Origin of the sequence: Streptomyces sp. NPDC092369 (genome assembly GCF_044755245.1) — a bacterium.
Lineage (GTDB): Bacteria > Actinomycetota > Actinomycetes > Streptomycetales > Streptomycetaceae > Streptomyces.
This window is the reverse complement of record NZ_JBIVQP010000001.1, coordinates 335,693-347,971: the sequence shown is the minus strand read 5'-3', so window position 1 is coordinate 347,971 and position 12,279 is coordinate 335,693. Positions and strand designations below refer to the sequence as shown.

Sequence of the window (12,279 nt, the reverse complement as noted above, 5' to 3'; positions counted from 1 at the left end):
GTCCGGAGGCAGTGCTCAGCGGCTCCCGGCCAGATGGTCGGCCAGGATCGAGGTGACCGACAGCGCGGTGTCGAAGTTCGGGACGAGGCGGGTCTTCGTCAGCGCGAAGGCGACGCCCCGCGCGGGGTCGGCGTAGGCGTAGCTGCCGCCTCCGCCAGGCCATCCGAAGGCCATCGAGTTCTCCTCGACGGGGGCGCCGATTCTGCCGATCGGGAACCCCAGCGCCATCCGCACCGGTGTGCCGAAGACCTGATCCGTGCCCTCGAAGGCGAGCGCGGACAGGTCCGCCAACCGGGCGGAGTCCACGAGCCCGCCCTGCAGCAGCGCGTTGAACAGCGCGGCAAGGCCGTGCGCGGTGGCGGTACCCACCGACGGGATGTCGGCGCCCAGGATCTCGTCCTTGTTGCCGAAATCGGCACTCGGCCGGCTTTCCCACGGCGCGAGGATCGCATCACCGGCGCCCGGGTCAGCAGGCCACTGATGCGCCTCCTGCTCCAGGCGCGCCAACCCCGGCAGTGCCTCCTTCGGAACCGCGAAGTAGATCTGCCCCTCGATACCGAGTGGCGCGGTGATCCACTCACGCAGCAGCTCGCGCATGGTCCGCCCGGTCGCGCGGCGGGCCAGCTCACCGACGAGAAAGCCGAAGGTGTACGAGTGATAGGCCATGGCCTCGCCCGGCCGCCGACGCGGTTCGGCGGCGGCCAGCGCCTCGCACACCCGGGACCGGTCGGGAAGCTCGGCCGGGGTGATCTCCCGTGGCATGGCCGGCAGACCGACCGTGTGGGTCAGCACGTGCCGAAGCGTCGCCGTGTCCTTGCCGTGCGCGCCGAACTCGGGCCAGAGGTCCGTGACCGGGCTGTCGTAGTCCAGATGTCCGCGCGCCACGAGCAGGTGCGCGAGTGTGGCCGCGACGTTCTTGACCGTGGAGAAGCTGAAGACCGGCGTGCCGGAGGTGAGCGGTCGCCCGGTGGCCGGGTCGGCCGTGCCGGCCACCGCGTCGACGAGCAACTCGCCGTCCTGGTAGACGGCGACCTGCACGCCGGCCTCCGCGTCGGCATCGACCAGCGCATCGATATGACGCTGGATCCGTTCCCGCAGCTCGCTCATCGCCGTCCTCGTCACTTCCCCGGTCGGGCGGAGGGACCGCACCGCGCCTGCGTCCGGTGCGGTGTCCCGCGGCCCACCATGCCAAATCGGCCGCCGTGGCGCCGTAGGGCCGTCATCCCGGTGGTCGGGCCGGGAACCGGACGGGTAGCGTGCTGATCATGGCGGACTGGAGCATGCGACCGGCGCGGGAGTCGGACGTCGAGACGGTGGCCGAGTTGCGTGCGGTCGTGATGCGGCCGGACCTGGAGCGACTGGGGCGGTACGACGAGCATCGCGTGCGGCAGCGGTTCCGGGACGCCTTCGACCCGGCCCACACCTGGACGATCGAGGTGGCCGGCGCCTTCGCCGGCTGCGTGGCCCTGCGCCCGGCCGAGGACGCCCACTGGCTGGAGCACTTCTACCTGGCCCCGCGGCTCCAGGGCAGCGGCATCGGTTCGGGAGTGCTGGGCGAGCTGCTGGAGCGATGCGACCGCGACGGTGTCCTCGTCCGACTGAACGTCCTGCAAGGCAGTCCCGCACGCCGGCTGTACGAGCGTCACGGGTTCACCGTCGAGACCGAGGACCCGGTGGACGTGTTCATGGTGCGCCCGGTGCCGGGGCGTCGAGTCGCCACCGTGCGGCCATGACCGGTCGAGAACCCGGGCCCGGCTCCGTCCCCGCAGTGAACGCGACCACAATAGGGGCGTACCAGTACCGAGGAGAGCGACGATGGCCAAGTACCTGCTGCTGAAGCACTACCGAGGCGCCCCGGCACCGGTCAACGACGTGCCCATGGACCAGTGGACGCCGGAGGAGATCTCGGCGCACGTGCAGTACATGAGCGACTTCGCGGCCCGGCTGGAGAAGAGCGGCGAGCTCGTGGACAGCCAGGCGCTCTCGCCCGAGGGGACGTTCGTCCAGTACGGCGGTGAAGGGCGGCCGCCGGTCACCGACGGGCCGTTCGCGGAGACCAAGGACCTGATCGCCGGCTGGATGATCATCGACGTGGACAGCTACGAGCGTGCCGTCGAGCTGGCGGGGGAGCTGTCGGCCGCCCCCGGGGCCGGTGGCAGGCCGATCCACGAGTGGCTGGAACTGCGGCCGTTCTACAGCGCGCAGCCCACGACCGTCGAATGCCCTTGGAAGTGAACGAGGCACTGCTGCGGAATCTCACGCCGAGCGTGCTCGGTGTCCTCGTCCGCCGTGGGGCCGACTTCGCGGCGGCCGAGGACGCGGTGCAGGACGCGCTCATCGAGGCGGTCCGCGTGTGGCCCGCCGACGCGCCGCGCGATCCGAAGGGCTGGCTGGTCACCGTCGCCTGGCGCAAGTTCCTCGACGCGACCCGGTCGGACACCGCCCGCCGCCGGCGCGAGGACCTCGTGGAGGAGGAACCGGCGCCCGGACCCGCACCGGCCACCGACGACACGCTCCAGCTCTACTTCCTGTGCGCCCACCCCTCGCTGACCCCGTCGTCGGCGGTCGCGCTCACGTTGCGCGCCGTCGGCGGGCTCACCACCCGGCAGATCGCCCAGGCCTACCTGGTGCCGGAGGCGACGATGGCCCAGCGCATCAGCCGGGCCAAGCGCACCGTCTCCGGCGTGCGCTTCGACCAGCCCGGCGATGTCGCCACCGTGCTGCGCGTCCTCTACCTGGTCTTCAACGAGGGCTACTCCGGCGACGTCGACCTTGCCGCCGAGGCCATCCGTCTCACCCGGCAACTCGCCGCCGTGATCGACCATCCCGAGGTGGCGGGGCTGCTCGCCCTCATGCTGCTCCACCACGCCAGGCGCGCCGCCCGGACCGCACCCGACGGCAGCCTCGTGCCGCTCGCCGAACAGGACCGCGGCCAGTGGGACACGATAGTGATCGCCGAGGGGGTCGACATCCTCCAACGGGCCCTCGCCCGCGACCGGTTGGGGGAGTTCCAGGCCCAGGCGGCCATCGCCGCCCTGCACGCCGACGCGCCCACCGCCGAGGAGACCGACTGGGTGCAGATCGTCGAGTGGTACGACGAACTCGCGGGCCTGACCGACAATCCGGTCGTCCTGCTCAACCGCGCGGTCGCCGTCGGCGAGGCCGACGGACCGCGCGCCGGCCTCGCCGCCCTCGCGGCACTGGACGACTCACTGCCCCGCCACACCGCGGTGGCCGCGCACCTCCACGAGCGCGACGGCGACCTGGAGTTGGCGGCACGGCTGTACACCGAGGCGGCCCACAAGGCGCCCAACCTCGCCGAACGCGCCCACCTCACGCGCCAGGCCGCCCGGCTCAACACCCGACGCGGCCGCTGAGAGCCCGCCCCGGCCTCGCCGCCGCCCGCGCAAGTGGGCCTTCACCCTGATCCGCGCGGATGCCGCTACGCTGCCACGGAGGGGGTGGTCAAGTGGCCGACATCGCAGGGGAGTTGGGCGAGGAGCCGGCGCAGTCCACGACCGTCGTGGTGATCGGCGCGGGGCCGGCCGGGCTGACCGTCGGCAACCTGTTGCGACGCAGTGGGATCGACTGTGTCGTCCTGGAACGCCAGACCCGCGATCATGTGGCGCAGCGCCAACGCGCGGGCATCGTCGAGACGCGCGCGGTGCGGATGTTCGACGCCTGGGGGCTGGCCGACCGGGTCCTCGGCGGTGTTCCGTCCGAAGGCATCCTGGAGTTCCGGGTGGACGGCGAGAGCCACCTGGTGTCCGACAGCGACGGGTCCGAAGGTCTCGGCGCCCGCATCTGCCCCCAGCAGGTCCTGGTCCAGAAGCTCACCGACACCTACCTCGCCGACGGCGGCGACCTGCGCTTCGAGGCCGCCGACATCTCCCTGCACGGTCTGACCGGCGAGCGCCCGACGGTCCGGTACCGCACGGCGGACGGCGGCCGTCGGACCATCACCTGCGACTTCGTCGCCGGTTGCGACGGGGACCACGGCATCAGCCGTACCGCCGTTCCCGACGGCGTCCTCACCGCGCACGCCCTCGACCACGGCATCGGCTGGCTCACGGTTCTCGCCGACGCGCCGCCACCGAGGTATCCGCTGCTGGCCGTCAGCGCGCAGGGCTTCGCCGCGCACTTCCCCCGCGGCCCGTTCACCAGCCGCTACTACCTCCAGTGCCCGCCCGACGACGACCCCGCGGCCTGGTCCGACGAGCGGGTCTGGGACGCCCTGCGCACTCGGCTCGGCGACCCCGGCCTCGGCTCCGGACCGATCACCGACCGCGAGATCTTCCGGCTCCGCAGCCTGGTCCACGACCCCATGCAGTACGGCCGCCTCTTCCTCGTCGGCGACGCGGCGCACATCGTCTCCCCGATGGGCGGCAAGGGGATGAACCTCGCGCTCTACGACGCCGACGTCTTCGCGCGAGCGGTGGCGGACTTCGTCCGTGACGGCGACGAGAGCGCCCTGCGTACGTACTCGGAGCGCTGTCTGCGGCGGGTCTGGAACGACCAGGAGTTCTCCCACTGGCTGACCCGGACCGTCCACGATGCCGGCGACGACACGCACTCCGGGCCCTTCGAGCGGAACCTCGCCCGGGCCCGGCTGGACCGGCTGTTCACCTCTTCCGTCGCCGCCCGCTCCTTCGCGGAACTCATGACGGGGATGGACTGAGCGCCTGACGGCGAACGGCGCCCGTATGTTCCGTAGTCGAATGCCTGTTTCGTAATAGATGCCGATCCGGCGGAGATTTCGTGAAAGCCGGAGGCCGGCCCCACCGCGGACGGAGCATTCCGACTACACATGTCATGACCCTGCTTAACCCCATCTCCACCCTGCTTGACCACATCTCATGGGGGACTCACGGATGAAGCGGTTGCGCAGAACACAGCTGCTCGGTCTCGGTGTCATGGCGTTGATGCTCGGCCTGGTCGCCGCTCCCACCGCACAGGCGGCACCGGGACAGGTGGCCGCCGCTCCCGCGGCCGACGAGTGCAGCGGCAGCTGGGACGGCAAGACGTACTGGGCCAAGAGCCCCTCGGGAAGCAACGGTGGCGGCTACGCCCGCACGTACTGGAACGCCTCGACCAAGCACAACTGCGCCAAGTTCTGGTCCAGCCCCTATGACGGCCTGGCCTCGAACATCACGCTCTACCTCTTCGGCGACGGCGGCGACTACGCCGCCGACCCGCCCCCCGAGCACCCGGCGAACTACCACTACTACGCCGGCCCGGTCTACACATGGTTCGACGCCACCAACGAGTGCATCCGCCTGAGCGGTTCGCTGACCCGGGGCGGAGTGAAGTACACCCTCAACACCCCGAAGATCCGCTGCTGACCCGCCGGTCCGGCGTTCTCACACGCCTTTGCGGATGTCGTCGTGGCGTGTGGCGAACCGCGTAGGCGAACAGGCGGGTGATGCCCGGGCTAACCCATGTCCTCTCACGCCGCCTACCCCCAACGCATTCGGCCAGCGATCCCTCCCCTGGGGACCGCTGGCCGAACCGTAGCGCCAGGCGACGCCAACTGGTGCTGCGTGAAGCTGAGTTGAGGCAAACGGTAACCCCGTGGCCATCGCTTGGTGACACTTCGGCGGAAGTGTCAGCTGTGGGAGACGGTCAGCCCGTAGAAGGCGACGCGCGCGCCCTTGGTGGTGCTGTCGGAGGACGACTGGTTGTAGGACCCGGCCTTGAAGTACTGCTTGTAGGGGAAGAAGGACGAGGGGATCGAGTAGTGCGTGGTGGAGCCGTTGACCGTGAGGTCGATGGTGTTCCCGCCGGAGACGGCGATGGTGTACGTCCAGGTCTTGCCGATGCCGACATTGGTGATGGAGTGCAGGGTCTGGCCGCCGGCGGGGGAGTTCTCCGTGCCGATGAGGATGTCGCCGTTGGAGCGGTAGTAGAGCTCCATGAGCGGCTTGGTGGAGGTGCCGCCGGTGCCGAGGTGGATCTGGCCGACGCACACGTTGGACGTCACCGACACCACGCGCAGGGTCGCGCTCAGCTTGTGGCTTCCGCTCAGCGACCAGTTGGCGGCGCTGCCGCTGCGGTTCATCTCCCGCAACTCGGAGCGCGCGTAGTTGGAGTTGGGGGTCGTGACGCCCTTCTCGGGCGCCCAGAAGGTCATCGCTCCGTCACGCGTGTCGGTGTAGAAGTACGAGTCCTGGAACCCGTTCGCGCCCTGGAGCCGGGCCGAGGAGATGGTGGTCGGCGAGCCCGGCGAGCCGACGGGCTCCTGGAGCTGCCATATCCCGAGGTCGAAGTTGCCGCCGGGCGCTTTGGTGGGGTCGGCGGCACCGGCGCTGCCGGTACTCAGCACCACGAGGGTGCCGATGACGGCCGAGAGGGTCATGCCTGCCCGGACTTTGGAACGGATCATGGGCGTGCCTTTCGACGACGTGGGGGAAGAAGGCGAGCCGAGCGATGCCGTGTTTCATGTATATGAACAAGAAGTTCATTCGTGAACCACGTGCATGCAGGAGAAGTTAAAGGTCTGAACCATACGCGTCAAGAGGTGAAACGGAGTTGGCGTCTCAACTCCGGTACGCGGCGCGGTCGGCCGCACGGCCGAGGGCGGAGCGGGGTCTCGGCGGCCGTTGACCGCGACGCGCCACGACCCCACCGTCGTCAGGTGATCGGCTTCGCCGCGTCGGCGGCCTTCCTGCCCGTGTTCATGCTCGTCCTCGGCCTGACGTTCGCGTCCCTGGGTGCCTTCCTGCTGTCCGCGCGTGGCTCGGCGTGGGCGCGCGGACGGGCCGCGGAGGAGCGTCGTCGCCGGCCGGGGGCGCGCCGGGGTTCAGAGGCGTGGACGCGCGAACGCGAGGAGCAGGTCCTCAGGCTCCTCGCGTTCACGTGGGTGGTGGGCGGCGCCGGCTTCGCCGCCGTGGGCGTGGTCGTGCTCGCCGTCGGTTGAGCCCGGCTCAGGCGACGACCTGCGCCACGCCGGCGTAGATCCCGCTGCCTTCCGGCTCGGACGTGGACCCCGACGGATCCCACTCCGTCGCCGTCACCAGCCCCGGGGGAACGAGGTCGAGGCCGTCGAAGAAGCGCGCGACCTCAGGGCGAGTGCGGAAGCCGAGCTTGATGCCGCCCTTGGCGTACTCGGCGGTGACCTGGGCGGCGAGTTCCGGATACAGGTCGGACGCGGCGTGCGACAGCACCAGGTAACTGCCCACGGGCAGCGTGGCGACCAGGTTGCGGACCAGGCCGTGGGCGTCCTGCTCGTCGGGAACGAAGTGCATCAGCGCGATCAGCGACAGGGCGATGGGGCGCTCGAAGTCCAGCACGTGGCGGGCGTGTTCGACGATGAGCTCCGGCCGGCGCACATCGGCCTCGATGTAGTCGGTGGCGCCCTCGACACGGCTGACCAGCAGGGCCTCGGCGTGCCGCAGGACGATCGGGTCGTTGTCGGCGTAGACGACCTTCGCCGTCGGCACGATCTCCTGGACGACCTGATGGAGATTGGGCTCGGTGGGGATGCCCGTACCGATGTCCAGGAACTGGTCGATGCCCTGGCCGGCCAGCCAGGCCGCCGCGCGGTGCATGAACTGCCGGTTCTGCCGCGCCGCGTCCTTCGCCTCGGGCGGCAGCTTCTCGCCCACGGCCTCGTCCACCGGGTAGTTGTCCTTGCCGCCCAGCAACCAGTCGTAGACCCGCGCGGGATGCGCCTTGCTGGTGTCGATCGACAGGGGCGGCTGGGGGTCGGTCGTCATGGGGGCTCCATCGCGCCGGGGGGCGGGGCAGGTTCGATGACGATCACTCTACTGCGCGACTCGGTAGGGCAGTTCCTGGGGAGACTCCGTCTGCGCGCAGGGGAGGGCGAGGCGGTGAACGAGGCGATGTCGAACTCCGACGAGATGCTCGTCCTGGCGGTCGTCTTCCTGGTCATCGGCCTGCTCGTCCTCTGCGTCGTGGGGCTGGTGCTCTTAGGTGTCTACCGCGGTGCGTGCGCTCTGCTCCGTGCGATCACCGGTCGGCCGCGCCCGGCGGCGGCAGCCGAATCCGCCGAGCCCGAGGACGCCGCTGCGCCGGGTTCCGACGCCGATGGAGGCAACTGAGCGTCCCGGCAAGGACCTTGGACCCGTCGACAGACGCCGCACAGCCATCAGGTCAAGCGTCCCGGACTCTTGACTCGGAGGGCGCCCGCCCCGATCCTCAAGCCATATCTTGCGCAGGTCATGACAACCCCATGGGTTGGTCAACCGCGCCATCCCGCCGACCCAGGGACGTGGCCGTGCCGCTGATCGCTCGTTCGTACCGCAGACGCAAGCACGTCACCGTGCTGTCGCTGCTGCTTCTCCTCCTGGCCATGGCCCTTGGTCCCACACCGAGTTCGGCGGCCGGCAACGACTGGTGGATCCCCACCTCACGGCCCACCCCGGACGCCCAGATCAACGTCACCGGCGAACCCTTCACCGGCACCAACTCCGCGGGTGAGGTACAGGGGTTCGTCGACGCGCACAACCACCTGTTCGGCAACGAGGCCTTCGGCGGGCGACTGATCTGCGGCAAGGTGTTCTCCGAGGCCGGAGTCGCCGACGCGCTCAAGGACTGTCCCGAGCACTACCCCGACGGCACACTCGCGATCTTCGACTACATCACCCACGGCGGCGACGGCAAGCACGACCCGGTCGGCTGGCCCACGTTCAAGGACTGGCCCGCGTACGACTCGATGACCCATCAGGCCAACTACTACGCCTGGGTCGAGCGGGCCTGGCGCGGCGGGCAGCGGGTGCTGGTCAACGACCTCGTCACCAACGGCATGATCTGCTCGATCTACCCTTTCAAGGACCGCAGTTGTGACGAGATGACCTCGATCCGGCTGCAGGCGAAGCTGACGTACCAGCTCCAGGCCTACATCGACGCGCAGTACGGCGGCACCGGCAAGGGCTGGTTCCGCATCGTCACCGACAGCGCGCAGGCCCGACAGGTCATCGAGCAGGGCAAGTTGGCGGTGATCCTGGGCGTCGAGACCTCCGAGCCGTTCGGCTGCAAGCAGATCCTCGACATCGGGCAGTGCAGCAAGGCCGACATCGACAAGGGCCTCGACGAGCTGTACGCGCTCGGTGTGCGCTCGATGTTCCTGTGCCACAAGTTCGACAACGCCCTGTGCGGCGTCCGCTTCGACGAGGGCGGCCTCGGAACGGCCATCAACGTGGGGCAGTTCCTGTCGACCGGCACCTTCTGGCAGACCGAGACGTGCAAGGGCCCGCAGCACGACAACCCCATCGGCACCGCCGCCTCCGCGGCCGAGGAGGACCTGCCGGCGGGCGTGGCCGTCCCCTCGTACGCCGAGAACGCCCAGTGCAACACCCGGGGGCTCACCGAACTCGGCGAGTACGCGGTGAGCGGCATGATGAAACGCAAGATGATGCTGGAGATCGACCACATGAGCGTCAAGGCCGTCGGCCAGGCGCTGGACATCTTCGAGGCCGCCTCCTACCCCGGTGTCATCTCCTCGCACAGCTGGATGGACCTCAACTGGACCGAGCGCGTCTACTCGCTCGGCGGTTTCGTGGCCCAGTACATGCACGGCTCCGAGGGGTTCGCCGCGGAGGCCGAGCGGACCGACGCGCTGCGCGACAAGTACGACGTGGGCTACGGCTTCGGCACCGACTTCAACGGCATCGGCGACCACCCCGCCCCGCGCGGCGCCGACGCCACGAACAAGGTCACGTACCCCTTCAAGAGCGTCGACGGTGGCTCCGTCATCGACAAGCAGACCACCGGTTCACGCACCTTCGACCTCAACACCGACGGCGCCGCCCATGTCGGACTGGTCCCCGACTGGGTCGAGGACATCCGGCTCGTCGGCGGCCAGGACGTGGTGAACGACCTGTTCCGCGGCGCCGAGACCTACCTCGGCACCTGGGGCGCGACCGAGCGGCACCAGGCCTCGGTCAATCTCGCCAAGGGGGCGTCCGCGACGGCCAGTTCGTCCGAGTCCAACCCCTTCACCAGCTACCAGCCCGGCCGTGCCGTCGACGGGGACGGTAACTCGCGCTGGGCCAGTGACTGGAGCGACGACCAGTGGTGGCAGGTCGACCTGGGCTCCACCCACCTGGTCAGCCGGGTCACTCTCGACTGGGAGCGCGCGTACGGGAAGTCGTACGCCGTCGAACTCTCCACGGACGGCACCACCTGGCGGACCGCCTGGTCCACCACCTCGGGAGACGGCGGCCTGGACACCGCCCGCTTCACCGGTACCCCGGCCCGCTACGTGCGGGTGCACGGCCTCGACCGCGGCACCGACTGGGGATACTCGCTCTACGAAGTGGGCGTCCACAGCGCCTGAGTCACCTCACCCCACCCGAGGACACACATGGCACGCATGCCGTCGGCCGAGCGCCGCGGACAGCTGACGGCAGCGGCGATCAGGGCGATGGCCCGGGACGGCGTCGCGAAGACGACGACCCGGTCCATCGCCGCCGAGGCCGGCGTGTCCCTGAGCGTCTTCCACTACTGCTTCGACTCCAAGCAGGCCCTGGTCGAGTCCGTCATCACCACCCTCACCGACGACTCGGTGCGGGTGGTGAAGCAGGCGCTGAGCCCCAGGGCCACGCTCGTGGAAACCGTCCGGGCAGGCTTCCAGGCGTACTGGGACCACGTCCGCGCCCACCCCGACGCCCACATGCTCACCTACGAACTCACCCAGTACGCCCTGCGCGAGCCGGGGTTCGAGCATCTGGCCCGCAGGCAGTACGAGCTGTACGGCGCCGCCTACGCCGAGCTCATCGACCAGTTGCGCGGCGAGATGGACCTCCGACTGGCCGTACCCGTCTCGGTGTTGGCCCGCTATCTGGCCGCCATGACCGACGGCCTGACCCTCAACTACCTTGTGCTCGGCGACGAGTCGGCCTGGGCCGACATCCTCGACACCGTCACCGCGCACATTGCGGGCCTGGTGCAGGACGGGGCCCGCCGCCCCTGACCCGCGGGGTCGTCAGGCGCCCGCCGTGCGCAGCCAGGCACCGACGGCGTTCAGAGCGCCCGCACCGGAGTCGGACACCACGTCGTTCGCCAGGTCGGCGATGGAGATCGCCCTGAGCGCCTCGCGGCGAGCGGTTTCGGCGGTGGCCATGGCACGGGAGATCGGGCAGGGCTTGGTGCAGGCCTCGGCCGGGGTGGCCATCGGACCGCGCCGGCGGATCTCCGTGCAGACGAAGGCGGGGCTCGGGCCGTCCACGGCGTCGACCACGTCGAGGACCGTGATCAGTTCCGGGGACCGGGTGAGTGCGTAGCCCCCCGACTTGCCCTGCGTCGAGTGGACGAGTCCGGCCCGGGAGAGGGCCTGGAGCTGCTTGGCGAGATAGGTGGGGGAGACGTCGTGCAGCTCGGCCAGGCGCGCGGCCGGCACCGGCTCGTGCACCGATGTCAGCACGACACAGCAGTGCAGCGCCCATTCGACCCCACCCGACATTTTCACGCTGATCACCTTACCCACCTGCTTGACTCGGACACTTATTGTCCGAGTATAGTTCCGGATAGAAAATGTCCGAGTATGGAGAAGGGAGCGGTCATGAAGATCGCGGTTGTCGGTGGTACGGGCCTGATCGGCTCGCAGGTGGTCAGCCGGCTGAACGAGCAGGGCCACGAGGCGACGCCGCACGCCCTGTCGACGGGTGTGGACGTCATCACGGGCGCGGGCGTCGACGAAGCGCTCGCCGGTGCGGACGTCGTCGTCAACCTGACGAACTCGCCGACCTTCGACGAGGCCTCGCCGGCGTTCTTCCAGACGTCGATGGACAACCTGCTGGAGGCCGCCCGCAAGGCCGGCGTCGGACACGCGGTGATCCTGTCCATCGTGGGCGTCGACCAGGTGCCCGAGCTGGACTACTACCGCGCCAAGGTCCTCCAGGAGGACCTGCTCAGGGCCGGCCGCGTGCCGTACTCCATCGTCCGCGCCACCCAGTTCATGGAGTTCATGGGCGCGGTCATGTCCTGGACCTCGGACGACGACACCGTCCGGCTGCCCAGCACGCCCATCCAGCCCATCGCCGCCGCGGACGTCGCCGCCACGGTCGCCGAGGTCGCCGCGGGAGCACCCGTGGGCGACATCGTGAACGTCGGAGGCCCCGATGTCTTCACCCTCGACGAGGTCGGCCGCATCACCCTCGCGGCCAAGGGGGACCCGCGCGAGGTCGTCGTCGACGAGAGCGCCGGCATGTTCGGCGTCATCAAGGGTGACGTCCTGACCGCGCCGAGCGACGCCCGCATCGCCCCGACCCACTACCGGGACTGGCTGGCGTCCTGAGCGGACGACCGCAGGGGGCGACG

General features: G+C 69.9%; 14 protein-coding genes. 10 read left to right on the top strand and 4 right to left on the bottom strand.

Annotated elements, in window-relative coordinates; genetic code table 11:
• Nucleotides 1–15 precede the first annotated feature (15 nt).
• Nucleotides 16–1,107, bottom strand: a complete 1,092-nt coding sequence (locus ACIQI8_RS01505; protein WP_402343299.1) for a serine hydrolase domain-containing protein — start codon at nt 1,105–1,107, stop codon at nt 16–18.
• Between the two features lie 158 nt (nt 1,108–1,265).
• Between ACIQI8_RS01505 and ACIQI8_RS01500 the strand changes: the two genes are divergently transcribed.
• The 5 genes from ACIQI8_RS01500 (at nt 1,266) to ACIQI8_RS01480 (ending at nt 5,342) form a co-directional block, all read left to right on the top strand.
• Complete coding sequence (locus tag ACIQI8_RS01500) at nt 1,266–1,733, top strand: GNAT family N-acetyltransferase (RefSeq protein ID WP_402343296.1); 468 nt, start codon at nt 1,266–1,268, stop codon at nt 1,731–1,733.
• Between the two features lie 82 nt (nt 1,734–1,815).
• Entirely contained in the window at nt 1,816–2,235 is a 420-nt protein-coding gene (locus tag ACIQI8_RS01495) for a YciI family protein (RefSeq protein ID WP_402343293.1), read from the top strand.
• The gene (locus tag ACIQI8_RS01490) at nt 2,232–3,377 is read left to right on the top strand and encodes an RNA polymerase sigma factor (protein WP_402346624.1); all 1,146 of its coding nucleotides are present in this window, start codon (nt 2,232–2,234) and stop codon (nt 3,375–3,377) included. The genes ACIQI8_RS01495 and ACIQI8_RS01490 overlap by 4 nt, the downstream gene beginning before the upstream one ends.
• A gap of 92 nt (nt 3,378–3,469) precedes the next feature.
• Nucleotides 3,470–4,678 carry a 4-hydroxybenzoate 3-monooxygenase gene (locus ACIQI8_RS01485; protein ID WP_402343290.1) on the top strand — a complete coding sequence of 403 codons (1,209 nt, stop codon included), beginning with the start codon at nt 3,470–3,472 and terminating at the stop codon, nt 4,676–4,678.
• A 193-nt stretch (nt 4,679–4,871) separates the two neighbouring features.
• Nucleotides 4,872–5,342, top strand: a complete 471-nt coding sequence (locus tag ACIQI8_RS01480; RefSeq protein ID WP_402346622.1) for a hypothetical protein — start codon at nt 4,872–4,874, stop codon at nt 5,340–5,342.
• A gap of 263 nt (nt 5,343–5,605) precedes the next feature.
• Here the strand turns inward: ACIQI8_RS01480 and ACIQI8_RS01475 are convergent, their stop codons facing one another.
• The gene (locus tag ACIQI8_RS01475) at nt 5,606–6,382 is read right to left on the bottom strand and encodes a polysaccharide lyase family 7 protein (protein ID WP_402343287.1); all 777 of its coding nucleotides are present in this window, start codon (nt 6,380–6,382) and stop codon (nt 5,606–5,608) included.
• A 252-nt stretch (nt 6,383–6,634) separates the two neighbouring features.
• Here ACIQI8_RS01475 and ACIQI8_RS01470 point away from each other — a divergent pair, with 252 nt between their 5' ends.
• The gene (locus ACIQI8_RS01470; RefSeq protein ID WP_402343284.1) at nt 6,635–6,916 is read left to right on the top strand and encodes a hypothetical protein; all 282 of its coding nucleotides are present in this window, start codon (nt 6,635–6,637) and stop codon (nt 6,914–6,916) included.
• Nucleotides 6,917–6,923: 7 nt separating this feature from the next.
• Here ACIQI8_RS01470 and ACIQI8_RS01465 read toward each other — a convergent pair whose 3' ends face one another.
• A complete protein-coding gene (locus ACIQI8_RS01465; RefSeq protein ID WP_402343281.1) occupies nt 6,924–7,715 on the bottom strand; it encodes an SAM-dependent methyltransferase in 792 nt (263 codons plus the stop codon).
• A 36-nt stretch (nt 7,716–7,751) separates the two neighbouring features.
• Between ACIQI8_RS01465 and ACIQI8_RS01460 the strand changes: the two genes are divergently transcribed.
• From ACIQI8_RS01460 to ACIQI8_RS01450, 3 genes are all read left to right on the top strand, one after another.
• Nucleotides 7,752–8,060, top strand: coding sequence for a hypothetical protein (locus tag ACIQI8_RS01460; protein ID WP_402343278.1), 309 nt, complete (start codon nt 7,752–7,754; stop codon nt 8,058–8,060).
• 251 nt (nt 8,061–8,311) lie between these two features.
• A complete protein-coding gene (locus tag ACIQI8_RS01455; protein WP_402346620.1) occupies nt 8,312–10,297 on the top strand; it encodes a discoidin domain-containing protein in 1,986 nt (661 codons plus the stop codon).
• Nucleotides 10,298–10,324: 27 nt separating this feature from the next.
• Complete coding sequence (locus tag ACIQI8_RS01450; protein WP_402343276.1) at nt 10,325–10,933, top strand: TetR/AcrR family transcriptional regulator; 609 nt, start codon at nt 10,325–10,327, stop codon at nt 10,931–10,933.
• 12 nt (nt 10,934–10,945) lie between these two features.
• Here ACIQI8_RS01450 and ACIQI8_RS01445 read toward each other — a convergent pair whose 3' ends face one another.
• Nucleotides 10,946–11,422 carry an RrF2 family transcriptional regulator gene (locus ACIQI8_RS01445; protein WP_402346618.1) on the bottom strand — a complete coding sequence of 159 codons (477 nt, stop codon included), beginning with the start codon at nt 11,420–11,422 and terminating at the stop codon, nt 10,946–10,948.
• 99 nt (nt 11,423–11,521) lie between these two features.
• On the opposite strand from ACIQI8_RS01445, the gene ACIQI8_RS01440 reads away from it, so the two are divergent.
• Nucleotides 11,522–12,256: an SDR family oxidoreductase gene (locus ACIQI8_RS01440; protein WP_402343273.1), complete on the top strand. Its 735-nt coding sequence runs from the start codon at nt 11,522–11,524 to the stop codon at nt 12,254–12,256.
• The last annotated feature ends 23 nt before the right edge of the window (nt 12,257–12,279 follow it).